This window comes from Paracoccus nototheniae (assembly GCF_004335005.1).
Lineage (GTDB): Bacteria > Pseudomonadota > Alphaproteobacteria > Rhodobacterales > Rhodobacteraceae > Paracoccus > Paracoccus nototheniae.
On sequence record NZ_RQRT01000020.1, the window covers coordinates 30,584 to 55,880 of the forward strand.

Here is a 25,297-nt window from a genome sequence, read left to right on the forward strand (position 1 = left end):
GTCAAAGCTGAAATGCCGGCCCGCCATCCCGGCGTGGCTGCCATCGTCCTAGATCATCGGCCAAGGCCGCGTTCACGGCGGTCCGCATTGCCTCGTGGCCCTTGCGCATGGCGATGCCCACGCCGCCATCGACGCTGTCGGTCAGCGGACCGGATCGCGGACCTGAGCAAAGCCCACGCCCTCGTGTTGGTTCAGGACGGCCTCGGCCGAGACGACCGGCGATCCAATGGCGATGTTGCCCCGACCCGCCGCCACTTCCAGAGAGACCGCGGGTTCGCCTGCGGCACCTTCGGCACGGGATTGCGACCATCTGCTGCTGGCGCCGGCGCAGCACCCGGTCCTGTCGTCATCCCGCCTGCCCAGGTTGGCGCTGATCGAGGCGCTGCTGTCCGATGTCCTGCTGTCGGACCCGGCCCTTGTGGAACGCGCCGGGGGACTGGCGGCGATCATGTCGGCCTGTCTCACCGACGACACCGCCAGCCGGACGGGTCAGCGCCGCGAGCCCAGCCAAAGATGCAGGTCGGTTTCGGCGGCGCGCAATGCCTCGATGTTCAGCGCCCCGGATGCAAGCGCCCGGGTGACCGCGCGGACGCGCTTGTTGATCGCGGCCTCGGCGGTTTCGACCCCCAGCTTGTCGTAAAGCTGCAGCAGACGGTTCTGGACGGTGCGTTCCGACATATTGCGCCGCAGCGCGATCAGCCGGTCGGGCAGGCCGACGGCCAGATCCAGCAGCACCTGATATTCGCTGTCCGACAGCCCCCGGGTCACTGATGTCTGGCGCTGCTGGATGCGGTGGATTTCCCGGTCGACCAGCACCTGACCTTCGGCCAGAACCGCCCGCAAAGCCAGATGCAGGCGGTGGACGGGGGCGGTCTTCAGCACATAGCCATAGGGCGAGCCATGCGGCACGATGCGGGCCAGACCGCGCAGATAGGCCTCGTCGGCATAATTCGACCAGAACAGGATGCGCGTGTCGGGGCGTTCGGTCCAGATGGTGCGGGCAGCGTCGATGCCGTTGCGGTCGCGCATCTGCAGATCCATGACCACGCAATCCATGCCTTGCCGGGCCATGACCTCGCCGTCGCGGCCATTATCGGCCAGCAAGACCTGAAGGGCTTCGGGCAATGCGTGATCGACCGCATCGCGCAGAAAGGCGGCGTGCAGGGGATCATCCTCGACCAGCAGAACCTTCATGGGCGCGATCCCGGCAGGGATATGGGCTGGGGCGCGGATTGGGGCTGGGACGTGTGTTGGGGCAGGGGCACGCAGACGGTGACGCTGGCGCCGGTGGGGCCGGACCGGATGGCCAGTCGGGCGCCGATCAGCTGGGCACGGGTGCGCATATGCGACAGCCCGCCGCGACGCGCCCGATGCGCGCCCGTGGGCAGGCCGCAGCCATTGTCCACCACCGACAGGCGCAGGCCCGCGCGGCAGCGGATGCGCACCTCGATCCGGGTGGCACGGGCATGGCGGGCGGCGTTGTTGATCGCCTCTTGCGCGATGCGGAACAGCGCGATCAGGGCGACCGGGTCCAGGATGTCGGCGGCATCGCCCGACGCGTCGCGCACGTCGATCTGCGTCCCGCCGTCCACGGCCCGTTCCAGATGGATGCGCAGCGCATGGGCCAGTCCGAACATCTGCAGGATCGAGGGCACGGCCGTGTCGATGATCCGCCGCAGATCGGTGACGCAATCGTTCAGCCGGGTCAGCACCGCCTCGGCATCCGGTCCGCCATGGCGCGACAGGTCGCGGATCAGCCGCGACAGATCGGCCAGGGTCTGATCGTGCAGGTCCATGCCGATGCGCTGGCGTTCCTGTTCCAGCGCCTCGGTCAGGTTCAGGGCGCCAAGGCGCAGTCCTTCTTCGCGGGCGCGGGCCTCGGCCTCGATGATGGCGGCGCGGCGGGACCGTTCGCCCTCGCGCAGGGCAAAGATATAGGGCGCGATCAGGTCCGCGACATAGCGGGCCGCCACCATGTCGCGCATGCCATAGCGCCCCGCCGCACAGGACGACAGGCTCAGCGCGCCGATCACCTGCCCCGACACGATCAGCGGCGCATGGACCCGCGCGCGCAGGTCGTGGTCATGGATCGGCTGCACGAAGGCGCCGGGGAAATGAAAGCGCGGATCGTGGCGGGCGTCGTCGGTGATGATGTGATCGACCGCGCCGGAAAACAGCGACCTGAGGGGGCTGGAGGCCAGATCTGCCGCCTCGATCCGGCCCCATGCGGTGTGGATGCCGGTCTCGTAGGCGGCAGACAGGGTGCCGTCGCCCGACAGCACGCAAACGTCCAGATGGTCATAGGGCAGAAAGCGGATCACCTCGTCCGCGACCGCCCGGATCGTGGAGGCGAAATCCAGCCGCCCCGCCAGCGCGCGCGAGATCCGGAACAGATGCGGCAGCATCGGCCCCGGATCCTGACCCAGAATGGCGTCGGAGATGTGCTGCATGGCAAGACCGCCTCCCCACGGTCACGACATGGTTGCGACTGTGTCACAGCCCCGGCGGCGCCGCCACGGTCATGAACCCCACTTGCGGGTTTCCGCAAGCGATTGGCGGGACGGCGCAGCACTGAACGCTTTGCCCATGCGGTTTTTGCCGTATCGTGGCCGGTGGAGGACAGGGCCCGCCACGGCGCGGCCCATTCAGGGGAGGAGAGACCGAATGACTGTTCGCGGACTTCTGACGCTTGGCGTCGCACTGACCTGCATGGCTCAGCCTGGGGTGGCCGAGACATCCGACAAGCGCATTGCGCTGTCGAACAATTACGCGGGCAACAGCTGGCGGCAGGCGATGCTGGAAAGCTGGGACCGCATCACCGCCGAAGCGGTCACCGCCGGCATCGTGGCCGAGGCCGACAGCTTTACCACCGCCGAAAATCAGGCGACCGAGCAGGCCGCCCAGATCCAGAACATGATCCTGCAGGGCTATGACGCGATCGTTCTGAACGCCGCATCGCCGACCGCGCTGAACGGTGCCGTCAAGGAGGCCTGCGACGCGGGCATCACCGTGGTGTCCTTCGACGGCATCGTGACCGAGCCCTGCGCATGGCGCATCGCGGTCGATTTCCGGGGCATGGGCGCAGCGCAGATCGATTATCTGGCGGCCCGCCTGCCCGATGGCGGCAATCTGCTGGAGATCCGGGGTCTTGCCGGGGTTTCGGTCGATGATGAAATTCACGGCGGCATCACCGAGGGTGTCGCGGCGAACGATCAGTTTACCATCGCGGGCGCGGTCAACGGGGATTGGGCGCAGGACGTGGCGCAGCGCGCGGTGGCCGGTGTGCTGCCCTCGCTGCCCGAAATCGTGGGCGTGGTAACGCAGGGCGGTGACGGCTATGGCGCGGCGCAGGCCTTTGCGGCGGCAGGCCGTCCGACGCCCATCATCATCATGGGCAACCGTCAGGACGAGCTGGCCTGGTGGGCCGAACAGCGCGACGACAACGGGTACGAGACGATGTCCATGTCCATCGCGCCCGGCGTGGCCACGCTGGCCTTCTGGGTCGCGCAAAAGATCCTGGACGGCGAAGAGGTTCCAAAGGATCTGAACGTGCCGATTCTGGAGGTCACGCAGGATACGCTGGACGAGGCGCTGCAGGCGACCCCCGAGGGTGGCGTGACCAGCATCGATTACACCGAAGACGATGCCATGGGTGTCATCGCAGCCGCGCAATGACCCCTCCCTTGGACAAGACGCGTGCCGGACAGGATCCGGCGCCCGTCGTCCGGCTGACCGATGCGCACAAGTCCTTTGGCCCGGTCCGGGCGCTGAATGCGACCAGCCTGTCGGTTCTGGCGGGCGAATGCATCGGTCTGGTCGGCCATAACGGCGCAGGCAAATCGACGCTGGTGAACCTTGTCACCGGCGCGCTGACCGCCAGCGGCGGCACGGTCGAATATGGCGCGGGACGCGGGACCGAATCTGGGGCCGACGGGGCAGGGGTGCGCGCGATCTCGCAGGAAGGGACGTTGTGCCCGAACCTGACCGTGGCCGAGAACCTGCATGTCGCGCAGCGCGATCTGACGGGATGGGGCTGGCGCGGCGTGGCGCGCGCACGGATGCGCGCCGCGCTGGACAGCATCTTTCCCGGCCACAGGATCGGTCCGGACATGACGGTCTCGTCCCTGACCCTTGCCGAACGCCAGATGGTCGAGATTGCCATCGGTTTCGCCCAAGGCGCCACGCCCGCGCGGCTTGTGGTGCTGGACGAGCCGACATCCTCGCTGGATGCGGCGATTGCCAGACAGCTGATGGACCATGTCCGCCGCTTTTGCGACGGTGGCGGCGCGGTCATCCTGATCTCGCACATGCTGGGGGAGATCTTTCAGGTCGCCAGCCGGATCGCGGTGATGAAGGACGGGCGCATCATTCTGGACCGGCCCGCCGACAGCTTTACCCGGCAGGGCCTTGTCGATGCGATGGGTCATGTCGCGCCCGAGGCGACGCAGACCGATGCCCGCGCCACGCCGACCACCCTGCAGTTTCGCACCACCGCCATCCGCACCCCCGAGGGGATCACCGCCGCCCCGGGCGAGGTCGTGGGCCTGGCCGGTCTGGCCGGTCACGGTCAGGCCGAGGCGCTGGCCCGGTTCTATCTGTCCCAAAGCTCGGACTGGCGTGCGCGGCGCGATCCGCAGGCCGTCTTCGTGGCGGGCGACCGGGTCAGCGACGGGGTGATGCCCTTGTGGTCGATCACCCGCAACCTGTCGCTGGCCGGGCTTGCCGCGCTGACGCGGTTCGGCCTCGTGGACCGGGGCGCGGAACGCGCCCGGGCCGGGGATTGGCAGCGCCGCATCGCGATCCGCACCGATGATCTGTCCAATCCGATCCTGTCGCTGTCGGGCGGCAATCAGCAAAAGGTTTTGTTCGCCCGCGCGCTGTCGACCGATGCGCCCGTGGTGATCATGGACGATCCGATGCGCGGCGTCGATGTCGGCACCAAATCCGAGGTCTATGCCATGATCCGCGCCGAGGCCGAACGCGGCCGCATCTTCCTGTGGTATTCCACCGAGATGGACGAGATCCGCCTGTGCGACCGGGTCTGCGTGTTCCGCGACGGGGCGATCTCGGCCGTGCTGGAACGCGGGGATGCGACCGAAGATGCCATCCTGTCGGCCTCGTTCGAATTCGGGGAAGAGGCCGCGTCATGAACATCCGTCTGTTGCTGCCGGTCCTGTCGCTGGCCATCCTGACCGCTGCCGTCTTCTGGCTGCAGCCCCGCGCCATGAGCTATATGGGCGTGAACCTGCTGTTCAACCTGGCGGTGCCCATCGCGCTGGCCACGGTGGCGCAGATGATCATCATCATGGTCGGCGATATCGATCTGTCCATCGGCGCCTTCGTCAGCGCCGCCGCCTGCGTGACCGCCGCGATCATGCCGCAGGATCCGGCCCTGGGCTGGGCGATGCTGGCGGGCGGCGTGGCGATCTATGCCCTGCTGGGCGCCCTGATCGAGGCGCGCCAGCTGCCCGCCATCGTTGTCACCCTTGGCATGTCCTTTGTCTGGAGCGGGCTTGCCGTCCTGATCCTGCCCACGCCGGGCGGGACCGCGCCGGAATGGCTGGTGGCGATCATGAAATCGCGCCCCCCCGGCGTGCCGATGGCGATCGTGGCCAGCGTGCTGATCTCGGTCATCGCGCATCTGGTGGTGATGCGATCGGCCCTTGGGGTGCGGCTGCGCGCGCTTGGCGGCAATGCGCGGGCGGTGGTCCGCTCGGGCCGCTCACCCGTGGCCATGCGGGCAATGGCCTATGCGCTGGCGGGGGTTTTTGCGGTGGCCGCGGGGATGGCGCTGGTCGGGCTGACCACGGCGGGCGATGCCAATATCGCGCTGCGCTATACGCTGTTGTCCATCGCCGGGGTGATCCTGGGCGGCGGAGAGTTCTCGGGCGGTCGGGTGTCGGCCGTGGGCGCGGTCGTGGGCGCGCTGACCCTGACCCTGGCGGGCAGCTTCCTGTCCTTTCTGCGCCTGTCCCCCGACTGGCAGATCGGCGCGCAGGGGGCGATCCTGATCCTTGTTCTGGCCGCACGCCTTGTGGTTCGCAAGAAAGAGGTCCGCGCATGACCCTGTCTTATGATATCTGGCGCCGCCCGTGGTTCTGGGCATGGGTCGCGGCGGCGGCGGCCTTCGCGGCGACATGGTCGCTCAGTTCCGGCGGGGGTGGCGGGGCAGCCGCGCTGGCCGTGGCGGCCCTGACATTCGGCAGCTTTTCGGTGCTGGCGGGGCTGGGGCAGATGATGGTCATCACGATGGGGCCGGGCAATATCGACCTGTCCATCCCCGCGACGATCACTCTGGCCGCCACCCTGTCGCTGAAGCTGATGGGCACGATGCAGGGCGGCACGACCCTTGTCATCGCATCCGGTCTGCTGGTCGCGCTGGCGGTCGGCGCCGGGGCGGGGATTGCCAATTTCGCGCTGATCCGCCTGCTGCGCATCCCCCCGATCATCGCCACGCTGGCCGCCAGCTTTCTGTATCAGTCGCTGGCGATTTGGTCGAACCGGGGCATCCGGGTGAAACCGCCGCAGGCGCTGGCCGATTTCACCACCGGGCGCGCCGTGCTGGGCGTTCCCAACATGGCGTGGCTGGCGCTGGCGGCGGCGGTGGTGTTCTGGGTGATCCTTGAACGCTCGGCCTATGGGCGGCGCGTCATGGCCATCGGCCAGAACGACCGCGCGGCGCGGCTGGCGGGCGTGCCCGTGGACCGCACCCGCGCGCAGACCTATGTGCTATGCGCGGTGATGGCATCGCTGACCGGCTTTCTGCTGGCCTGCTTTTCGGGCGGTGCCGCGCTGAACATGGGGGCCGAGTTCCTGCTGATGTCCATCGCCGTCACCGTCATCGGCGGGTCGTCCATCGCGGGCGGCAATTCGAACGTGCCGGGCATCTGGGCGGGGGCGCTGTTCATGTATCTGATCGTGTCGATGCTGAATTCCTATGGTTTCGGGGCAGGGGTGCGCCTGCTGCTGACCGGGGTGATCATCATCGCCATCGTCGCTGTCGCCAGTCGGGGAAAAGGCCGGACATGACCACATTGTATGACACGCGCGATCCGCGCTTTCGCGACCTGATCCATCCGAATGCCCAGCTGGTCCGCATTGCCAGCGGTCTGGAATGGGCCGAGGGGCCGGTCTGGTTCCCCGCGTCGCAGATGCTGCTGTTTTCCGACATTCCGGCGCAGCGGATGATGCGCTGGACGCCCGATGGCGGGCTGTCGGTGTTTCGCGGCCAGTCCGATTACAGCAATGGCAACACCCGCGATGCGCAGGGCCGTCTTGTCACCTGCCATCACGGCACACGGTCCGTGACGCGCACCGGACATGACGGACGCGTCACCGTGCTGGCCGACAGGGGCGAGGGGCTGCGGCTGAATTCGCCCAATGATGTGGTGGTGCATGCCGACGGGTCCGTCTGGTTCACTGATCCGACCTATGGGATCCTGTCCGATCTGGAGGGCTATCGCGCGGATCCCGAACAGCCCGGCAGTTTCGTCTGGCGCATCCCGGCAGGCGGGGGCGCCCCGCGCATCGTCTGCCGCGATTTCCGACAGCCGAACGGGCTGTGCTTTTCGCCCGGCGCGCGGTTGCTCTATATTGCCGAATCCGGGATCAGCCACGATCCGGGCGTGCCTGCGGTGATCCGGGTCTATGACGTGACCGGCGACGGGCTGAGCGGCGGGCGGGACTTTGCGCGGATCGATGCGGGGCTGCCGGACGGCATCCGTTGCGATGCGGCGGGCAATCTTTGGTCGTCGGCTGCCGACGGGGTGCATGTCTTTGCCCCCGACGGCACCCTTTTGGGCAAGATCCTGATCCCCGAGGTCACGGCCAACCTGTGTTTCGGCGGCCCGCGCGGCAACCGCCTGTTCGTCGCGGCGACGACCAGCGTCTATATGCTGGCCGTGAATGCCCGGGAACCGGGTCAGTCCGCGATCACATCCTGACGCTGCTGGCCTAGCCCGTCGATGCCCAGCTCGACCACATCGCCTGCCTTCAGGAAACGCTGCGGTTTCATGCCCATGCCCACACCCGGCGGCGTCCCGGTCGAGATCACGTCGCCCGGATGCAAGGTCATGAACTGGCTGAGGTAATGGATCAGGAAGGGCACCTGATAGACCATCGTCCGGGTCGACCCGTCCTGCATCTTGTCGCCATTCACCGTCAGCCACATCCCCAGATCCTGCGGGTCCGCCACCTCGTCCGGGGTCACCAGCCAGGGGCCGATCTGGCCAAAATTGTCGCAGGACTTGCCCTTGGTCCATTGGCCCGAACGCTCGGTCTGAAAGGCCCGCTCGGAGACGTCATTGGTGACCGCAAAACCCGCGACATGCGACATCGCCTCGGCCTCGGTCACATATTTGGCGGGCTTTCCGATGATGACGGCCAGCTCGACCTCCCAATCGGTCTTTTCGCTGCCGCGCGGGATCACGATCGGATCATGGGGGCCGCAGATGGCGCTGGTGGCTTTCATGAAGATCACCGGCTCGGGCGGGACATCCATGCCGGATTCGGCGGCGTGATCGGCATAGTTCAGGCCGATGCAGATGAACTTGCCGGTGCCTGCCACGGGGGGCCCGAGGCGCGGGTCGCCCCACACGACGCGCAGCGCGTCCATATCCAGCGCTGCCAGACGCGCCAGCGCATCAGGATGCAGCGCCGCGCCCGACAGATCGGGCAGATGCGCGGACAGATCGCGGATGCTGCCATCGGCATGGATCAGGCCGGGCTTTTCGGCCCCCGGTGCGCCATAGCGAACAAGTTTCATGTCGTCTTCCTCAACTCAGATGGTCCAGCCGCCATCGATACAGACGGCTTGTCCGGTGGTATAGGTCGCCCCGGCCAGATAGACGGCCAGCGCGGCGATTTCGTCGGCCTGCGCGATCCGGCCCATCGGCTGGCGCGCCACAAAGGCCGCGCGCGCGGCATCCGCATCGCCGGTCGCCGCCAGCCGCTGATCCAGCGAGGGCGACTGCACCGTCCCCGGACAGATCGCATTGCAGCGGATACCCACGCCCACATAATCCACCGCGACCGATTTCGTCAGGCCCAGCACAGCAGCCTTGGTGGTGGAATAGGCGAAGCGGTTCGGCACGCCTTTGACCGAGGACGCGACCGAGGACATGTTGATGATCGCCCCCTGTCCCCGCTCGATCATGCCGGGCAGAACCGCGCGGATCATCCGCACCATCGCCCGCACGTTCAGATCGAAGGCGAAATCCAGATCACTGTCGGGCATGTCCAGAATGCTGCCCGCATGCACCACGCCGGCGCAGTTGAACAGCACATCGACCGGCCCCAGCCCGGCGCAGAAATCGGTGACCGCAGCCGCGTCTAGAACATCCAGCCGCGCGATGCGGCAGCCGTCCAGCCCCGCCAGACCGGCATCATTGATATCGGTGGCGATCACCTCGGCCCCCGCATTCGCAAAGGCCAGCGCGGTGGCACGGCCGATGCCCTGGGCCGCGGCGGTGATCAGGACGCGCTGTCCCGCAAGGCTTGTCGTCGTCATCAGGGGTTCCTTCACCTACATCACCGCGCCGATCTGCCAGGGCACGAATTCGACCGCGCCAAAGCCCTGCTCTTCGCTTTTCGTCTCTTCGCCCGAGGCGACGCGCAGCATCAGATCAAAAATCTCGGCGCCTTTTTCGGGCAGGGTGACGCCCGACAGGATCGCGCCGCAATCGACATCCATATCGGGCTGCATCCGCCGCCACAGATCGGGGTTCGAGGCGATCTTGATGCAGGGGACGGGCCGGTATCCCGACACGCTGCCCCGCCCTGTGGTAAAGGCGATCAGATTGGCACCCGAGGCGATCTGGCCCGTGACCGAACAGGGATCATAGCCGGGGCTGTCCATGAACACGAAACCGGGCCGGTCGATGGGTTCGGCGTATTTGTAAACCTCGGACAGCGGCGCCGCGCCGCCCTTGGCCACGGCGCCCAGACTTTTTTCCAGGATCGTGGTCAGCCCGCCGCGCTTGTTGCCGGGCGAGGGGTTGTTGTCCATCTCGCCGAAATTGCGGGCGGTGTAATCCTCCCACCAGTCGATCAGATCGATCAGCTTGCGGCCCGTCGCCTCATCCGCGCGGCGGGTCAGCAGATGTTCCGCGCCATAGATCTCGGATGTTTCCGACAGGATCGAGATGCCCCCCTGTCCGACCAGCAGATCGGATGCCACGCCAAGCGCCGGATTCGCGGTGATCCCGGAATAGCCGTCCGATCCGCCGCATTGCATCCCCAGAACCAGCTTGCCCGCAGGGGCCGGCTGGCGCGTGGCGCGATCCGTCTCGACCGCCAGATCGCGCAGCAGGGCGACGCCCTTGTCCACGGTCGCCCGCGTGCCGCCGGTCTGCTGGATGGTCATATAGCGGAACCGCGCGCTGTCCTTCAGCACCTGCCGGTCGATCAGGTCGGAAATCTGCATGACCTCGCAGCCCAGTCCCACCATCAGGATGGCCCCGAAATTGGGGTTGTGACCATAGCCCGCGATGGTGCGGAACAGTGTCTCGTATCCCTCGCCCTTGCCGGACATGCCGCAGCCGGTGCCATGCACGATCGGCACGATGCCGTCGACGTTGGGATAATCGCGCAGCCAGCCCTGCCGTTCGACCTCTTCGGCGATGAACCGCGCGACCGAGCCTGCGCAGTTCACCGAGGTGAGGATGCCGATGTAATTGCGCGTCCCCACCCGGCCCGAGGGGCGGTGAAACCCGCGAAAGCTGGCCGGGGGGCCGGGCGCGGGCAGCGGTTCGACCGACTGGCCAAAGCCGTAATCCTGCCGATGCGCGCCCATGCCAAGGTTCTGGACATGCACATGCGCGCCGACCGGAATGGCCGTCGTCGCCACGCCGATGATCTGGCCGTATTTCAGCACCGGATCGCCCGCGGCGATGGCGCGGATGGCGACCTTGTGGCCCGCGGGGATGGCCTCGGACGCCGTCACGCCCCCGTCCAGCGGCGCGCCGGGCGGCAGGGCGGTCAGCGCCACCATGATATTGTCGCGCGGATGCAGCCGCAGGGCCGTCGGGGTCGCAGAGGTTGCAGGAATGTCTGTCACAGGGTCACCACGCGTCTGGATGGCTGGCGGCGCAGGTACGCTGCCGGGGCTGTCGATGGTTGGGTCATGTCACGACCTCGGGGGCCGCACCTTCGGGGCGGCGCGCGCGCCATGCGTCGGGCAGGGCGCCCTTGACGATCAGGCTCAGCGCGTCGTCCTTGGTGATCTCGTCGATGGGATGGGCACCGACGACGCGGCCCTTGTTCATGACCACCACCCGGTCGCACAGATCGAAGACGTCGTGCAGATCGTGGCTGACCAGAAAGATGCCGATCCCGTCGGCCTGCAATTGCCGGATCAGACCGGCGACCATGGCCGTCTCGGATGGCCCAAGGGCGGCGGTCGGTTCGTCCATGATCAGCACGCGGGTGTCGAAATAGATCGCCCGCGCGATGGCGATCACCTGCCGCTGTCCCCCCGACAGGCTGGAGACGGGATCGCGGAGGTTATTGAAATTGGGGTTCAGCCGGGCCAGCACCTCGCGCGCGGCGCGCAGCATGGCGCTGTCGTCCAGATTGCCAAAGCGGGTCTTCAGTTCCCGGCCCAGGAACAGGTTGGCGGGCGCGTCCAGATGATCGGCCAGCGCCAGCGTCTGATAGATCGTCTCGATCCCCTTGGCGCGGGCGTCGTTGGGTTCGGAAAAGCTGACCGGCTGGCCGTTCACGCGGATCTCTCCGCTGCTGGGGGCCATCGCGCCCGACAGGATGCGCATCAGGCAGGATTTGCCCGCGCCGTTATGGCCCAGCAGCCCCAAGACCTCGCCCGGATACAGGCTGACCGAGACGTGATCGACGGCGCGCACGCCCCCGAAATGCTTTTCGATGTCGATCATCTCGACCAGCGGCTGTGCCATCCCGGCCTCCTTTCGCGGCAAAAGGGGAGGGGCCCGTGGCCCCGCCCGGTTCAGTAGAGGACGTTCTGCGCCTCGTCGGAATCGATATTGGTCTGATCGACCATCACCACCCCGGTATTGATGAACGGCTCGACCGTGTCGCCCGCCAGCACGGCCATGACTGTCTGGACGCCCAGCTCTCCCATCGCGAAGGATCCCTGAACGGCGGTGGCGGTCAGCACGCCATCGCGCACGAACTGCTGCAGATCCTCGTTGCCGTCAAAGCCAAGCGCGACCAGTTCGCCCGCGCGGCCCGCCTGCATGATGGCGCGGCCCATGCCCACGGCGGTGGGTTCATTGGCGCCGAAGATCCCCACCAGATCGGGGTTCGAGGCCAGCATGTCGGTGGTCTGGTTCAGCGCATTGGCCATCTGGCTTTGCGAATACAGCGGGCCCACGATTTCCAGTTCGGAATTGGCGGCCAAATAGTCGGTGAAACAGCCCACCCGTCCGATTTCGGACCCCACACCCGCGACATAGGACATGATGCCGACCTTGCCCGTCGTCCCGGCCTCATCGATCATCCGCTGCGCCACCTGTTCGCCCGCCGCGCAATTGTCGGTGGACAGGAAGGACTGGAACGCGCCCTCCGCACCCTCGCCAAGCGTGCTGTCGATGATGACGACCGGAATACCGGATTCGTAGGCGCGCCGCACGACGGGGATCAGCGCCTCGGGGTCCGATGGCGCCAGCACAATCGCGGCGACGCCGCGATTGATGGCGTTTTCGACCAGATTGACCTGATCGGCCACGGCGCTTTCGGCGGTTGGACCGTCGAAGCTGAGCGTGTGTTCGGATTGCCCCTCGATCGCGGCCTGTGCGCCCAGATTGACGTTCTGCCAGAAATTCGAGTTGGTCGTCTTGACGATCACCGCGATCTCTCCGGCTTGTGCGGTGGCTGCGGTCACGGCCAGGGCCGATACGGCAAGGCATGTCTTCAGCAGGGTCATCTGGTTTCCTCCTCCGATGATGATGGTGTCTGGCCTAGCGGCGGTTGCGGACCTGATCGATCCAGACGGCGCCGATCACGACCAATCCGATGACGATCTGCTGGATGAAGGCCGAGACGCCCGACATGTTCAGACCGTTCCTGAGGATGCCGATGATGAAGGCGCCGATCATCGTGCCCGCGATGGTGCCCACGCCGCCCGACAGCGACGCCCCCCCGATCACCGCCGCCGCGATGGCGTCCAGTTCATACATCACCCCCTCGCTTGGCTGGGCGGTGACAAGACGCGACATCAGCACGTTGCCCGCCAGCCCCGCCAGCGCGCCGGACATGGTATAGGCATACATCTTGGTCCAGTCGACCTTGACGCCCGACAGCCGCGCGGCTTCCTCGTTCGATCCGGTGGCATAGATGTGGCGCCCGATCTGGCGGCGGCGCAGCAGATAGGTCGCGGCGATGGCCACGATCAGCAGCAGGATCGCCGGATAGGGAATGCCGGGAAAGATCACGCGGGGAAAGCCGTTCGGCTGCATCTCGACCACGCGGAACAGCGCGCCATTGCCAAGCCGGCCAAAGCCTGCACCCAGTTGCGAAATCGGCGTCGCCCCGGTCAGTTGCAGCGCCAAGCCGCGCGCGATCAGCATCATCCCAAGCGTCGCCACGAAAGGCGGGATGCGCAGCCGGGTGATGACGAAACCGTTGAAGGCCCCGCAGGCCGCCCCGGCCAGAACGCCCATGCACATCGCGGGCACGACCGGCAGCCCGGCCTTGACCGCCATCGCCGACACCACCCCCGACAGGGCCAGCACCGATCCGACCGACAGATCGATCCCGCCGGTGATGATGACCATGGTCAACCCGATCCCCAGCAGCCCGATGACCGAGGTCTGCAACAGCACCGTCAGCCCGTTATTGACCGACAGGAATGACGGGCTGGCCATGGCGAATCCCATGATCAGCAAGATCAGCGTCAGCAAGGCGGATGCGCGGTGCAGCTGATCGCGGGCGATCATCAGCCTGCGTTCCTTGCCATTGGCCCAAGGCTTGCTTGCGTCCGTCATCGTTCCTCCCCGACCGATGGTGTCACTTGCTCGCCCAGCATGTGCAGCGGGCTTGCACCTGTCAACGGTTTTTAATAATTTAGGACAAATACAGACCTCGTCACAGGGCAGGCCGATGGCACGCAACGACATCCGTTATCGTCAGGCCCATAACCGGCTGCTGGATGCCTGCGCGACCCTTGGCCCCGGGGCGGCCCTGCCGTCCGAACAGGTGCTGGCGGAACTGGCGGGCGTCAGCCGCACCGTGGTGCGCCGCTGTCTGACGCGGCTGGTGGATCTGGGCATCATCGTCTGGCAGGGGCGTGACAAGCATCTGATGCGCCTGCCCGATCCGGGCGACCGGCTGGCGCTGGACGGGGGCGACAATGGGCGCGATCAGCTGGAACAGCGGTTTCTGGACTGGGTGCTGCGATTCGACGTGCCTGCCGACACCGCCCTGTCCGTGGCCGAACTGTCGCGCAATTTCGGCGTGGCGCAGCATGACCTCAAGGAATTTCTGGCAGGCCTCAGCCGGTTCGGTCTGGTCGCGCGGCGCCCCCGGGGCGGCTGGATGCTGCGCGGCTTTACCAAGGATTTCGCCATCGAGCTGTCCGATTTCCGGCTGGTGCTGGAACTGGACGCCATCGCCAAACTGGCCGAGGCGCCGGTCGATCACCCCGTCTGGCAGCGGCTGTCCGCCCTGAGGGCCGCGCATCTGGCGCTGGCCGAGCGGATCGAGACGGATTTCCACGAATTCCCCAAGCTGGACGAGGCCTTTCACGAGGCGCTGAATTCCGTCGTGCGCAACCGCTTTGTGGCCGAATCGCAAAAGGTCATCTCATTGATCTTTCACTATCATTACATGTGGGACAAGACCGAGGAAAAGAGCCGCAACCGCGCCGCCATTCAGGAACATCTGGCGATCATCGACGCGCTGGAGGCCCGCGATGCCGGTCGCGCCGCCGAGGCCGCGCGGCGGCATCTGCGCACGTCCAAATCGACGCTGCTGTCATCGCTGCGCCACCACGATCTGGGTTAGCGCAGCGCCACCAGATTGCGCTGCAGGGTGGCCGGATTGGCGGTGCCCAGCAGGACAGATGCCGCAGCAGGGTGGTCGCGGGCGAAATGCAGCGCCGCGGTGGCCAGCGCCATACCCCCGGCCTCGGCCTCTGCCTGCAATTCGGCGACACGGTCCAGCACATCCTGCGGAGCGGGGCCGTAATCATAGGTCGCCCCCTTGATGGGGCCGGTCGCCAGAATGCCGGAATTGAAGATCCCGCCCAGCACCAGGGACGTCCCCGCCGCGCGGCAGCGGGGCACCAGCACCTCTTCCGCCGAGCGGTCCAGCAGGGTCAGCCGCCCCGCCAGCAGGATCGCATCCAGCGGGCCGTGATCCATCACCGTCAGGCAGATCTGGGTCTCGTTGACGCCCAGTCCAAAGGCGCCGATCCGCCCCGCCGCCTTCAATCTGACCAGCCGATCGTATCCCGATCCCAGAAAGGCCTGCATATGGCGGTCATTGTCTGCGCCATGCGTATAGGCGCCCAGATCGTGGACATACAGGATATCGACATGCCCGACGCCAAGCCGTTCAAGGCTCTGCTCAAGGCTTTCCTCGATCCCGTCGCCGGAATAATCATAACGGACATCGTTCTGCGCGGGCCGGACATAGCCGTCGGCCTCAAGGACCGGCGCGGCAGCCGGCGACAGCACGCGACCGACCTTTGTGGACAGCACATAGCCCTGACGCCCGGCCAGAAACCGGCCCAAGCGCTGTTCCGACAGTCCGCGCCCGTAATGGGGGGCGGTGTCGAAATAGCGGATGCCCGCATCCCACGCTGCCTGCAGCACCTGCTGTGCGCTGTCTTCGGGAACCTCGCGATACAGATTGCCGATGCTGGCACAGCCAAAGGCGATGCCGGTGACCTGCACATTGGTCCGTCCGATCCTGTTGGTCTGCATCCCGCTTCTCCCTGTCTGCGCGTGTTCCGAGGCGTTGACACAAGGCCATCACCTTCATACGGTTTATTATGATTTCGTACAAAATGCGACAAGGGCCTTCCTGTGATCATCGACAGCCATCAGCATTTCTGGCAGATCTCGCGCGGTGATTACGGATGGATGACGGATGAGGTCGCGGCGATCCGGCGCGACATCCTGCCCGCCGACCTTCATTCGCTGGCCCAAGCGGCGGGGGTCACTGGCACGGTGCTGGTGCAGGCCGCCCCCACCCTGGCCGAGACGCTGTTCCTGCTTGATCTGGCCAAGCGGACGCCCTTGGTGCGCGCTGTCGTCGGGTGGATCGACCTGACCACAGATGTGGAGGCTCAGTTGTCGTCCATCGCCCATCCGGCGCTGCGCGGCATCCGCCCGATGCTGCAGGACATCGACGATGTGACCTGGATCCTGCAGGATGCGGTGATCGACGGATTGCGCAAGGTGGCGGCTGCCGGATTGCGAATGGACGCATTGATCACCCCCCGCCACCTGCCTGTGATCGATGAACTGGCCCGACGGCTGCCCCTGCTGCCGATCGTCGTCGACCACTGCGCCAAGCCGGCCTTCGCCGGCGCAGATCCCGGCGAGGACTGGCGCCGGGGCATGACCGCACTGGCCGCCCATCCGCAGGTGTTCTGCAAGCTGTCGGGGCTGGTCAGCGAATTCGGTCCCGGCTGGTCCACAAGCCACCTGCAACCGGTCTTCGATCACGTTCTGGCGGTGTTCGGTGCAGAGCGGCTGATGTGGGGCAGCGACTGGCCGGTGCTGGAGATTGTCGGCGCTTATCCTGAATGGCTGAGGACGGCACAAGACCTGACCGCCGCCCTGACCGCCGCCGATCGCGACCGCATCTTCGGGCTGTCGGCTGCCAGGTTCTATGGATTGACGTAAATCGGCACCACGGGCGACCGATGCCGGGATGGCATCGTTCGGGGCAAGTGTCACCCCATCGACCCTGCCGGGAATGACATTCGATGGCGGGTCAGGCCGAGGGGCAGGGGTTTGACAGGCAGACCGCAGGGCTTCCGGTCCGGGGTGTGAAAACGGGGCGGGGACGCCTCAATGATCGGCGCCGCGTCCGGTCAGGGCCGCCTCGACGGGATCGACCACCGCCGCGACGGCAAGGCGGATGTATTCCTTGCAAACCGCCTCTTCGGAAAGCGGGCCTTTGGGATCGAACCACGGCGTCACGCCGGACAGCATCGCCAGAATGGCATAGGCGGCGACGCGCGGATCGGCGCGGCGCATCACACCTGCCGCCATCCCGTCCCGGATGATGCCGATCAGCGCATGTTCGTATCGGCGGCGAAGGCCCGTCACGCGGGCATGGTTGTCAGGTTCCAGACTGCGCAGTTCGGAATAGCAGATGAAGACCTCGCGCCGGCGGCGCATGTGATAGGTCAGATGGAACCGCACGAAAATCAGGAAGCGGTCGAAGGGTGCGGCGCCTGCGGGAACGGCCTTGTCCATGCAAGACAGCAATTCCTCCATATGCAGGCAGATCAGATCGACCAGCACGTCCTGCTTGTTGGCATAATGGCCATAGAGCGTGCTTTGACCGATGCCCGCCCTGGCGGCCAGCAGGCGCAGCCCCACACCTTCGTAGCCACGCTCATAGATCAGATCCAGACCCGCCGTGCGGATCAGCGACAGCGTGTCCTGACGGTTCTGCCCCTCTGTCGGTCGTGGCGCGGCCTTCCGATCAATCGTTCGCAAACCGGCATTCTCCTTGTGAAACTGACGGGGATTATTGACAGGTTCACGGGCCCTGTCTAGCATTCAGCGATCGAGTGATCGGCGCGGGGGGCGCTGACTTCGGTTAGGGGAGAGAGCCCGCCTTGCAGGGACGCGCGATGACGCCTGAACAGCTTTCAGGGTTCCGCTGGCATGTGCCGGAGCGGTTCAATCTGGGCGTTTCGGTCTGTGATCACTGGCGCGAACAGGATCCCGACCGCATCGCGATCATCGAGATCGATGAGGATGGGCGGGCCTGTGACCACAGCTATCGCGATCTGGGCCGCCGGGCGGCGCAGCTGTCCCATGCGCTGATCGCGCAGGGCGGGGTGCGGGTTCAGGGCGACGCGGTCGGTCCCCGGGTGGGCGTGTTGCTGAAACAATCCTTCGAGGCCGCCACCGCGCATGTCGCGGCGACCCGGATGGGCTGCGTCTCGCTGCCCCTGTCCACGCTGTTCGGACCCGAGGCGCTGCGCCACCGGCTGCGCGATGCCGGGGCCAGCGCCCTGATCACCGATGCCGCCAGTCTGGACGTGGTGCAGGCGATCATCGCGGATCTTCCCGATCTGCGCATGATCCTGTGTAAAACTCTGCCCAGGGACGCGGCGGCCCGGTTTCCGGGCCTCGTGGTGGCTGATTATGACGCCGCGCTTGCCGGGCAACCCGACAGCTTTCCCGCCGCCGATACCGCGCCCGAGGATCCGGCGATCCTGATCTATACCTCGGGGACGACGGGCAATCCCAAGGGCGCGCTTCATGGCCATCAGGTGCTGCTGGGTCATCTGCCGGGGGTCGAGGTCAGCCACAATCTGCTGCCGCAGCCCGGCGACCGGCTGTGGACGCCTGCGGATTGGGCGTGGATCGGCGGGCTTCTGGATGTGCTGATGCCGGGCCTGTATCACGGCGTCACGGTCGTCGCCTGCCGGTTCCGCAAGTTCACGGCCCGTGCGGCCTTTGATCTGATCCGCGATCACGGCATCCGCAACACGTTCCTGCCGCCGACCGCGCTGAAGCTGATGAAGCTGGAGGCCGGGGCCGAGGGCTGGAACCTTGATCTGCGCTCGGTCGCCAGCGGAGGAGAGCCCTTGGGCACGGAACTGCTGGCTTGGGGACAGCGGGTCTTTGGCACGACGATCAACGAATTCTATGGGCAGACCGAATGCAACATGACGGTGTCCAGCTGTTCGGCCATCGAGCCGCCCGCGCCGGGCGTCATGGGTCGTCCCGCGCCCGGCCATCATGTCGCGGTGATCGATCGCGACGGCGGTGACGTGCTGCCCGTTGGGGTCGAGGGCGAGATTGCCGTTCTGGCCCCCGATCCGGTGATGTTTCTGGGATATTGGAACGATCCGGCAGCAACGGCGGCAAAATTCATTGATGGTCCGCAGGGCCGCTGGCTGTTGACGGGCGATCGCGGGATGCGCCAACCCGATGGCCGGCTGTCCTTTGTCGGGCGCGATGATGACGTGATTTCGTCAGCCGGTTATCGCATCGGCCCTGCCGAGATCGAGGATTGCCTGCTGACCCATCCGGCGGTCCATCTGGCCGGGGTCGTGGGGCAACCCGATCCGCTGCGCGGCCATATCGTCGCGGCCTTCGTCACACTGGCGCATGGCTATGCGCCCGGTGCCGATCTGGCGGAAAGCATTGCGCATCATGTCCGCGACCGGCTGGCGGCCTATGAATATCCCCGCGCGGTGCATGTCATCGACGAGATGCCGATGACCACGACGGGCAAGATCATCCGGGCCGATCTGCGCAGACGAGCCGAAACGATTGCCCGGGATGGCGATCCGGCGCATCGCAAGGCCGGTGCCGCCCATGTCTGAGGTTCTGCTGCGCCAAGACCATGACGGCATCGCCGTCCTGACGCTGAACCGCCCCGGGGCGCGCAATGCGATGAACGGCGCGCTGACGACCGCGCTGCGCGAGGCGATGGACTGGGTCGAAGATGACGCCCGGATCCGCGTCGCGGTGTTGTGCGGCAATGGTCCGGCCTTTTGCGCGGGCATGGACCTGCGGGCCTTCGCCTCGGGCGAGGCCGAGGCGATCCTGAACGGGCCGGGCGGGTTCGGCGGGCTGGTGCGGCGCCATCGCACCAAACCCCTGATCGCGGCCGTGGGCGGCCCCGCGCTTGCCGGCGGGTTCGAGCTGGTTCTGGCCGCTGATCTGGTCGTCGCGGCGCCCGGCGCCCGTTTCGGCCTGCCAGAGCCGCGGATCGGTCTGATGGCCGGGGCAGGGGGCGTCTTTCGACTGGCCGTCCGCGTGCCGCCCGCCCGCGCCGCCGAGATCCTGATGACCGGACGCGCCATCGACGTGGACGAGGCTGACGCGCTTGGGCTGATCAGCCGCCGCACGGGGGACGGCGACCCGCGCGACGCGGCGCTGGCGCTGGCCGATGAGATCAGGCGAAACGCCCCTTTGGCGCTAACCGCGACCCTTGCCCTGATGCGCGCGGCGGCGACATCGTCCGAACCCGCGCTATGGGCTGAAAACGACAGGCTGTTCGCGGACGTGGTCGCGTCCGGGGATGCGCAGGAGGGGGCGCGCGCCTTTGCCGACAAACGGCCCCCGACATGGCAGGGCCGCTGATCGCCGGAATTCGACACGGCAGGGGGTCTGGTGGAGCAGGCTTCCGACACAAGAAACAAGACGGGGCAGCATAAGCCCCGGGGTCAAGGGAGGAGAGAGGCAGTGCCGGTGATATCCGTAATCGATGGCCTGAATGAACTGGTGGGCCGCATTTTGTCGGTGGTGGCGCTCTTGTTCGCGGGCATCATCATCTATGATGTCTTCATGCGCTATGTGCTGGGCCAGCCGACCCGGTGGGCCTTTGACGTGACCAAGCAGCTTTACGGGTTCTATTTCGTGATGCTGGGCGGGTATGCGCTGCGCCATCAGGCCCATGTGCGTGTCGATCTGCTGACCGCGCGGATGGGCCCCGGCCTGCGCAAATGGGTCGAACTGGCAGGCTATGCGATCTTTTTCTTTCCCTTTGCCTGGGTCTTTGCACGCCGCAGCTGGGACTTCGCCATGACCTCTTGGCGTCAGGGAGAGGTGACCTATGGCGCCGTGCAGCTGCCGGTCTATCCGCTGAAAATGGCGATGTTTCTGGCCGCCTGCCTTCTGCTGATCCAGGGGGTCAGCGAGGTTCTGAAGCTGTTCCTGAACCGATCCCCCAAGCCGGAGCCCCATGATGTCGGGTGAAATGATCGCACTTGTCATGTCGGGCCTGCTGTTGCTGGGCCTGTTCATGGGCCACCCTCTGGCCTTCGTGCTGGGGGGGACGGCGGTGCTGGGCGCGCTGATCGCGGGCAAGCCGATGGTGCTGGGCATCGTCATCAACCGCATCTTTGGCGACGTGCTGGACAATTACGTCCTGATCGCGATCCCGCTGTTCGTGCTGATGGCGCGGTTTCTGTCCGACAGCGGCGTGACCGACCGGATGTTCGAGGCGCTGCGCCACCTGATGGCGCGCGTCACCGGGGGATTGGGGCTGGCGGTCGTGTTCATCTCGATCCTGCTGGCGGCGACGACCGGAATCATCGGGGCGTCGATCACCGTGATGGGCATGATGGCGCTGCGCCCGATGCTGCAATACGGCTATGACAAACGGCTGGCGACGGGTCTGATCGGGGCCTCGGGATGTCTGGGCATCCTGATCCCGCCGTCGATCATGCTGATCCTGATGGCGTCCTATGCGCCGGGCCTGTCCGTGGGCCAGCTGTTTGCGGGCGCCATGGTGCCGGGGCTGCTGCTGGGGGTCATGTATGCGCTTTATGTGGTGTTCATCGCCTGGCTGAAGCCGGATTGGGCCCCCAAGATCGCCGAGGCCGACCAGATCAGCCGCAGCGCCATGTGGAAGATGCTGCTGATCGAGGCCGTGCCGCCCCTGATCCTGATCCTGGGCATTCTGGGATCGCTGCTGGCAGGCATCGCCACCGCGACCGAGGCCAGTGCCATCGGTGCTTTTCTGGCCCTGATGATCGTGATCGGGCGCGGTCGCTTTCAATGGGCGACCTTCTATTCGGCGCTTCTGGAAACCGGGCGCACCAGCGCCATGATCCTGTTCATCGTCGTGGGCGCCACCGCCTTTACCGGGGTGTTCAACATCACCGGAGGCCTGCGCGCCAGTCAGGATCTGATCCGGGGGCTGGCCGATGATCCCTATACGCTGATCGCCATGATGCTGGCGGTGGTGTTCATCCTGGGCATGTTCTTGGACTGGACCGGCATCGTGCTGCTGTCCTTTCCGATCTTTCTGCCCTTGGTGGCAGAGATGGGGATCGATCCGCTGTGGTTCGTCGTGCTGATGGCCGTCGTGCTGCAGACCAGCTTTCTGTCGCCGCCCTTCGGCTATGCGCTGTTCTACATGCGCGCCATCGCCCCGCCGGATGTCACGATCACCGACATCATCGTCGGCGTGCTGCCCTTCATCGTCATGATCCTGATGATGTGCGGGGCGATGATCCTGTTCCCTGCTTTGGTCACCTGGCTGCCGATGGCGCTGTACGGCTGACCCGCCCGCTTTTTTCACGAGGAGGAGACCCCATGAAACATCTGCTGACCACCGCCGCCCTTGCGATGGCCACCGCCAGCCCGGCTTTGTCGGAAAACTGGACGATGACCTCGACCTGGCCGTCCAGTCTGGAACTGATCGAGATCGACAAGCACTGGGTGGATCTGGCCAACAAGCTGGTCGATGACGACAAGCTGACCATCGAATTCTATGAGGGTGGCAGTCTTGTCCCCGCCGGAGAGGTCTTTGGTGCCGTCGAATCCGGCACCATTCAGGCGGGCGCGGACTGGCCGGGATACTGGGCCGGACGCGATAGCGCGTTCTCGCCCCTCTCGACCACGGCCAGCCTGTTCAACGCCGTCGATTACATGAACTGGATTCAGGAATGGGGCGGCGCAGAGCTGTATAACGAGGTCTATGGCAAATTCGGGATGGTCTATCTGCCCTATGGCGTGACCAACAACGAATCCGGTTTCCGCACCACCAGCCAGCCGATCCGCACGCTGGAGGATCTGGCCGGGCTGCGGCTGCGCCTGTCCGGTCTGGAACAGGGCAAGCTGCTGGAAAAGCTGGGCGGCAATCAGGTCAGCATGGCGGGTGGCGAAATCTATCAGTCGCTCGAACGCGGCGTGATCGACGGGGCCGAATTTTCCACCCCCAATGTCGATTTCTCGGGCGGCTTCCAGCAGGTCACCAACTTTTGGTCCACGCCGGGCTGGCACCAGTCGTCCTCGGTCTTCGGGGTGATGATCAATAAGGGATCGTGGGACGCGCTGGACGAGGAAACCCAGGAACGCCTGCAGATCGCCGCCGACGCCACCATGCTGTGGAGCCTGTCTTTTACCGAACGGCGCGCGACCGAGGCCTATGCCCAGTTCCAGGAGGCCGGAACCGAGATCACGCGTCTGGACGACGCCGCGCTTGAACGGGTGCAGCAGCTGGCCAACGAGACCATCGAAGAGGTCGCCTGCGAGAACCCGCTTTCGGCCAAGGTCTATGCCAGCCAGCTGAGCTATCTGCAGGACTATGCCACCTGGCGCGACGCCTCGGCCCCGTTCAACCTGGGACGGACCCCGAACGGTCCCGATCTGGCGACGATTCAGGCCTGTGCCGAATAGACAGCCGGCCTTGGTGCCTGTCGGCGCGTTCGACAGGCCCCTGTCACGCCGGCGCCGATGATCGCAGTTCGGATGGTGATCAGCCGGCGTGACAGATCCATGATGCGGGCGTTCTGGGGTCTGCCGGGTTCCGTCGGGAATCCTGCAGGCCCGCCTTGTCATCGGGATATGCCATCCCGCGACCGCAGGGCAGGCACCGGGCGCGTTTCACCGCCAGCCTCGCATTGCTGCCCTGTTCTGCGCTAAGGGTTGCGGGGCGCGGACCTTGGCCCCGCGTGCCGTCGATGGGACCAAGCGCCAGCGTTCCGGCATGAACGCCGAAAGAAGGGACAACCCAATCGTGAAGGTGGAATTTGCTGACGGAAACCCCCTTGTCGATGCCGCGCAGATCGCCCCTTTGATGGATCTCGATGTCATCGGGTTTCAGGCGCTGATGCAGTCCGGCGGCATCAGCACAGGCGTGGAAAGGGGCACCGGAGATGATGCGGGCAAGCTGCGCCTGACCTTTCAGTCGCCCTTGTGGCGCGTCAGGCTGACCTGCGCGCAGGATGGAACCGTGCTGACGACCGCACGGCTGAAATTGACGCGATCGACGCCCGAATGAACCCTGGGGCGATGGGCTGATCGCTTTGTTGCGCAGCCCGAAATCTGCCCGGGCCTTGATTCAAAGGGCATGGTCGGTGCCCGCAGGGCAGGGCGTCCGCCCCAACACACAGGCGACCGGACAGGGTTCGGCGCGGTGCGGCTTTCACCCAGCCTCAGGCGAACTGCTGCGTCAGCGCTTTCGCCAGCCCCTGTGCCTGTTCGCGGATATCGGTGATGGCGGTGATTTCCCAGAAAGCGGCACGCGATGCCGGGCCGATGGCGCGCAGGCGGGGGTTGGGATTGCCCCTTGCGTCGATCACGGCACAATCGGGTGCCACGTCCAGGCCAAGGCGCAGCGGGTCGATCCGCGCATGCCCCGATGCCAGCAGAGCGGCGACCAGTGGCGTGGCGCAAGCTTCGGGATCGCGGCGAATGCCCCGGCAATCGATGATGCGCGAGGCATCCAGCGACAGGATCGCGTCCTGTCCGCGTGGTCGCCAATGGGCGTGCAGGATCGCGCCGTCGCGGCTGGCACCGGTAAAGCTGCCCGCCAGCTGGCGCATCCGTCCGGTCCTCAGCGCCAGCGTGATCGGCGCGGCGCTTTCAGAGGGCAGGCGGTGGCGATGCACCTCCCACCAGGGGGCGGCGTGGCGCAGAAAACGCGCCCGCTCGGGCGGGGGCATGGCGCGCCACAGGGCCGACAGGTGCGGTCGGATGCCGTCCACCGCGTCGCGCCATGTGCCGCCCTGCGCCTCGGCCTGTGTGACCAGCCCGCGCAGCCATGCCATGACGGCGCTGACCGGGGCGCCCAGAGGCACATCGGCGAAGGCAACCGGCAGGGGCTGACCCGCCGCATGGATGCGCGGCAACTGCGCGCGGCGCGAGATGGCGACGATTTCGCCGCGATGCCCCTGAGAGATCAGGCTGATCGCCTGATCGACCATCGACAGGCCGGATCCGATGATGACCACCCGCCCGGCCGGGGGCGGGGGTGCGGCACCCTCCCATGCGCCCGTGACCAGCCCCTCGGGGTCGGGTTCGGGCAGGGCGTGGCCGGTGGCCAGAACCGCACTGTCGGCGGTGATGATCCGCCCGTCATGCAGGTGGGCGGCAACGCCCGATGGCGTCGGCTGCAGCCGTACGCATTCGGCCCGCAGGCAATGCAACCGCCCATCCGCCGACAGGGGCGCCAGCAGGTCGGTCATATAGCGGCCATAGATCGCGCGGCTGACAAAGCTGGCGCCCGTCCCCTGATGCCCGCGCGCGGCCAGCCAGCGGCGGAAATGGTCGGGGTCGTCGGGATAGGCGCTCATGTTCGCAACGCGGGTGTTCAGCAGATGGCCGGGATCGGCGGTGGAATAGGCGACGCCGCAGCCCAGCATGTGGCGCCCCTCGATCACGGTCAC

Annotated in this window: 25 protein-coding genes; 13 read left to right on the top strand and 12 right to left on the bottom strand. The window is 66.4% G+C overall.

Going from position 1 to position 25,297, the window contains the following annotated elements:
* Positions 1-141: 141 nt before the first annotated feature.
* The 3 genes from EG885_RS09640 to EG885_RS09650 are packed head-to-tail and all read right to left on the bottom strand — an operon-like array spanning position 142 to position 2,450.
* Complete coding sequence (locus tag EG885_RS09640; RefSeq protein WP_131574266.1) at positions 142-450, bottom strand: hypothetical protein; 309 nt, start codon at positions 448-450, stop codon at positions 142-144.
* Between the two features lie 39 nt (positions 451-489).
* Complete coding sequence (locus EG885_RS09645) at positions 490-1,194, bottom strand: response regulator transcription factor (RefSeq protein ID WP_131574267.1); 705 nt, start codon at positions 1,192-1,194, stop codon at positions 490-492.
* Complete coding sequence (locus tag EG885_RS09650) at positions 1,191-2,450, bottom strand: GAF domain-containing sensor histidine kinase (RefSeq protein ID WP_242679594.1); 1,260 nt, start codon at positions 2,448-2,450, stop codon at positions 1,191-1,193. The genes EG885_RS09645 and EG885_RS09650 overlap by 4 nt, the downstream gene beginning before the upstream one ends.
* Before the next feature lie 214 nt (positions 2,451-2,664).
* On the opposite strand from EG885_RS09650, the gene EG885_RS09655 reads away from it, so the two are divergent.
* The 5 genes from EG885_RS09655 to EG885_RS09675 are packed head-to-tail and all read left to right on the top strand — an operon-like array spanning position 2,665 to position 7,943.
* Positions 2,665-3,675: an ABC transporter substrate-binding protein gene (locus EG885_RS09655; RefSeq protein ID WP_131574268.1), complete on the top strand. Its 1,011-nt coding sequence runs from the start codon at positions 2,665-2,667 to the stop codon at positions 3,673-3,675.
* Between the two features lie 8 nt (positions 3,676-3,683).
* A complete protein-coding gene (locus tag EG885_RS09660; protein WP_242679595.1) occupies positions 3,684-5,150 on the top strand; it encodes an ATP-binding cassette domain-containing protein in 1,467 nt (488 codons plus the stop codon).
* Complete coding sequence (locus EG885_RS09665; protein WP_131574270.1) at positions 5,147-6,064, top strand: ABC transporter permease; 918 nt, start codon at positions 5,147-5,149, stop codon at positions 6,062-6,064. The genes EG885_RS09660 and EG885_RS09665 overlap by 4 nt, the downstream gene beginning before the upstream one ends.
* A complete protein-coding gene (locus EG885_RS09670) occupies positions 6,061-7,029 on the top strand; it encodes an ABC transporter permease (RefSeq protein ID WP_131574271.1) in 969 nt (322 codons plus the stop codon). The genes EG885_RS09665 and EG885_RS09670 overlap by 4 nt, the downstream gene beginning before the upstream one ends.
* Positions 7,026-7,943 (top strand): SMP-30/gluconolactonase/LRE family protein, encoded by a 918-nt coding sequence (locus tag EG885_RS09675; protein ID WP_131574272.1) that lies wholly within the window; start codon positions 7,026-7,028, stop codon positions 7,941-7,943. The genes EG885_RS09670 and EG885_RS09675 overlap by 4 nt, the downstream gene beginning before the upstream one ends.
* Here the strand turns inward: EG885_RS09675 and EG885_RS09680 are convergent.
* From EG885_RS09680 to EG885_RS09705, 6 genes are all read right to left on the bottom strand, one after another.
* Positions 7,922-8,764, bottom strand: coding sequence for a fumarylacetoacetate hydrolase family protein (locus EG885_RS09680; protein WP_131574273.1), 843 nt, complete (start codon positions 8,762-8,764; stop codon positions 7,922-7,924). The genes EG885_RS09675 and EG885_RS09680 overlap by 22 nt on opposite strands.
* 15 nt (positions 8,765-8,779) lie before the next feature.
* The gene (locus tag EG885_RS09685) at positions 8,780-9,508 is read right to left on the bottom strand and encodes an SDR family oxidoreductase (protein ID WP_131574274.1); all 729 of its coding nucleotides are present in this window, start codon (positions 9,506-9,508) and stop codon (positions 8,780-8,782) included.
* 15 nt (positions 9,509-9,523) lie between these two features.
* On the bottom strand, positions 9,524-10,990 hold the full coding sequence (locus EG885_RS09690) for a UxaA family hydrolase (RefSeq protein WP_131574292.1): 1,467 nt from the start codon (positions 10,988-10,990) through the stop codon (positions 9,524-9,526).
* Positions 10,991-11,120: 130 nt separating this feature from the next.
* Entirely contained in the window at positions 11,121-11,909 is a 789-nt protein-coding gene (locus EG885_RS09695; protein WP_207392251.1) for an ATP-binding cassette domain-containing protein, read from the bottom strand.
* Between the two features lie 50 nt (positions 11,910-11,959).
* Positions 11,960-12,898 carry an ABC transporter substrate-binding protein gene (locus EG885_RS09700; protein WP_131574275.1) on the bottom strand — a complete coding sequence of 313 codons (939 nt, stop codon included), beginning with the start codon at positions 12,896-12,898 and terminating at the stop codon, positions 11,960-11,962.
* Positions 12,899-12,932: 34 nt separating this feature from the next.
* A complete protein-coding gene (locus EG885_RS09705; protein ID WP_242679596.1) occupies positions 12,933-13,958 on the bottom strand; it encodes an ABC transporter permease in 1,026 nt (341 codons plus the stop codon).
* Positions 13,959-14,073: 115 nt separating this feature from the next.
* Between EG885_RS09705 and EG885_RS09710 the strand changes: the two genes are divergently transcribed.
* Entirely contained in the window at positions 14,074-14,976 is a 903-nt protein-coding gene (locus EG885_RS09710) for a GntR family transcriptional regulator (RefSeq protein ID WP_131574276.1), read from the top strand.
* Here the strand turns inward: EG885_RS09710 and EG885_RS09715 are convergent.
* Positions 14,973-15,899, bottom strand: coding sequence for an aldo/keto reductase (locus EG885_RS09715; protein WP_131574277.1), 927 nt, complete (start codon positions 15,897-15,899; stop codon positions 14,973-14,975). The two genes, EG885_RS09710 and EG885_RS09715, sit on opposite strands and share 4 nt — an antisense overlap.
* A gap of 102 nt (positions 15,900-16,001) precedes the next feature.
* Between EG885_RS09715 and EG885_RS09720 the strand changes: the two genes are divergently transcribed.
* Positions 16,002-16,826, top strand: coding sequence for an amidohydrolase family protein (locus EG885_RS09720; RefSeq protein ID WP_131574278.1), 825 nt, complete (start codon positions 16,002-16,004; stop codon positions 16,824-16,826).
* 168 nt (positions 16,827-16,994) lie between these two features.
* Here the strand turns inward: EG885_RS09720 and EG885_RS09725 are convergent, their stop codons facing one another.
* Positions 16,995-17,651, bottom strand: coding sequence for a TetR/AcrR family transcriptional regulator (locus EG885_RS09725; RefSeq protein ID WP_207392252.1), 657 nt, complete (start codon positions 17,649-17,651; stop codon positions 16,995-16,997).
* Positions 17,652-17,788: 137 nt separating this feature from the next.
* Here EG885_RS09725 and EG885_RS09730 point away from each other — a divergent pair, with 137 nt between their 5' ends.
* The 6 genes from EG885_RS09730 (at position 17,789) to EG885_RS09755 (ending at position 23,910) form a co-directional block, all read left to right on the top strand.
* Positions 17,789-19,498 (top strand): AMP-binding protein, encoded by a 1,710-nt coding sequence (locus EG885_RS09730; protein WP_131574280.1) that lies wholly within the window; start codon positions 17,789-17,791, stop codon positions 19,496-19,498.
* A complete protein-coding gene (locus EG885_RS09735) occupies positions 19,491-20,261 on the top strand; it encodes an enoyl-CoA hydratase-related protein (protein WP_131574281.1) in 771 nt (256 codons plus the stop codon). Before EG885_RS09730 ends, EG885_RS09735 begins: the two co-directional genes overlap by 8 nt.
* Before the next feature lie 102 nt (positions 20,262-20,363).
* Positions 20,364-20,876, top strand: a complete 513-nt coding sequence (locus EG885_RS09740; RefSeq protein WP_131574282.1) for a TRAP transporter small permease subunit — start codon at positions 20,364-20,366, stop codon at positions 20,874-20,876.
* Positions 20,866-22,188: a TRAP transporter large permease gene (locus tag EG885_RS09745; protein ID WP_207392253.1), complete on the top strand. Its 1,323-nt coding sequence runs from the start codon at positions 20,866-20,868 to the stop codon at positions 22,186-22,188. The genes EG885_RS09740 and EG885_RS09745 overlap by 11 nt, the downstream gene beginning before the upstream one ends.
* A gap of 32 nt (positions 22,189-22,220) precedes the next feature.
* Complete coding sequence (gene dctP / locus EG885_RS09750; protein WP_131574283.1) at positions 22,221-23,306, top strand: TRAP transporter substrate-binding protein DctP; 1,086 nt, start codon at positions 22,221-22,223, stop codon at positions 23,304-23,306.
* A gap of 340 nt (positions 23,307-23,646) precedes the next feature.
* Positions 23,647-23,910 carry a DUF6522 family protein gene (locus EG885_RS09755; protein WP_131574284.1) on the top strand — a complete coding sequence of 88 codons (264 nt, stop codon included), beginning with the start codon at positions 23,647-23,649 and terminating at the stop codon, positions 23,908-23,910.
* Positions 23,911-24,064: 154 nt separating this feature from the next.
* Here EG885_RS09755 and EG885_RS09760 read toward each other — a convergent pair.
* On the bottom strand, positions 24,065-25,297 hold a 1,233-nt coding region (locus EG885_RS09760), incomplete at its 5' end, for an FAD/NAD(P)-binding protein (protein ID WP_131574285.1).

Excerpts from the sequence above, each read along its gene's own strand:
- EG885_RS09675 (WP_131574272.1), top strand. The coding sequence starts at position 7,026 with ATGACCACATTGTATGACACGCGCGATCCGCGCTTTCGCGACCTGATC.
- EG885_RS09650 (WP_242679594.1), bottom strand. The coding sequence starts at position 2,450 with ATGCAGCACATCTCCGACGCCATTCTGGGTCAGGATCCGGGGCCGATG.
- EG885_RS09690 (WP_131574292.1), bottom strand. The coding sequence starts at position 10,990 with ATGGTGGCGCTGACCGCCCTGCCGCCCGGCGCGCCGCTGGACGGGGGC.
- EG885_RS09680 (WP_131574273.1), bottom strand. The coding sequence starts at position 8,764 with ATGAAACTTGTTCGCTATGGCGCACCGGGGGCCGAAAAGCCCGGCCTG.
- EG885_RS09735 (WP_131574281.1), top strand. The coding sequence starts at position 19,491 with ATGTCTGAGGTTCTGCTGCGCCAAGACCATGACGGCATCGCCGTCCTG.
- EG885_RS09670 (WP_131574271.1), top strand. The coding sequence starts at position 6,061 with ATGACCCTGTCTTATGATATCTGGCGCCGCCCGTGGTTCTGGGCATGG.
- EG885_RS09655 (WP_131574268.1), top strand. The coding sequence starts at position 2,665 with ATGACTGTTCGCGGACTTCTGACGCTTGGCGTCGCACTGACCTGCATG.
- EG885_RS09730 (WP_131574280.1), top strand. The coding sequence starts at position 17,789 with ATGACGCCTGAACAGCTTTCAGGGTTCCGCTGGCATGTGCCGGAGCGG.
- EG885_RS09745 (WP_207392253.1), top strand. The coding sequence starts at position 20,866 with ATGTCGGGTGAAATGATCGCACTTGTCATGTCGGGCCTGCTGTTGCTG.
- EG885_RS09640 (WP_131574266.1), bottom strand. The coding sequence starts at position 450 with ATGATCGCCGCCAGTCCCCCGGCGCGTTCCACAAGGGCCGGGTCCGAC.
- EG885_RS09705 (WP_242679596.1), bottom strand. The coding sequence starts at position 13,958 with ATGACGGACGCAAGCAAGCCTTGGGCCAATGGCAAGGAACGCAGGCTG.
- dctP (WP_131574283.1), top strand. The coding sequence starts at position 22,221 with ATGAAACATCTGCTGACCACCGCCGCCCTTGCGATGGCCACCGCCAGC.
- EG885_RS09665 (WP_131574270.1), top strand. The coding sequence starts at position 5,147 with ATGAACATCCGTCTGTTGCTGCCGGTCCTGTCGCTGGCCATCCTGACC.
- EG885_RS09715 (WP_131574277.1), bottom strand. The coding sequence starts at position 15,899 with ATGCAGACCAACAGGATCGGACGGACCAATGTGCAGGTCACCGGCATC.
- EG885_RS09695 (WP_207392251.1), bottom strand. The coding sequence starts at position 11,909 with ATGGCACAGCCGCTGGTCGAGATGATCGACATCGAAAAGCATTTCGGG.
- EG885_RS09645 (WP_131574267.1), bottom strand. The coding sequence starts at position 1,194 with ATGAAGGTTCTGCTGGTCGAGGATGATCCCCTGCACGCCGCCTTTCTG.
- EG885_RS09710 (WP_131574276.1), top strand. The coding sequence starts at position 14,074 with ATGGCACGCAACGACATCCGTTATCGTCAGGCCCATAACCGGCTGCTG.
- EG885_RS09700 (WP_131574275.1), bottom strand. The coding sequence starts at position 12,898 with ATGACCCTGCTGAAGACATGCCTTGCCGTATCGGCCCTGGCCGTGACC.
- EG885_RS09685 (WP_131574274.1), bottom strand. The coding sequence starts at position 9,508 with ATGACGACGACAAGCCTTGCGGGACAGCGCGTCCTGATCACCGCCGCG.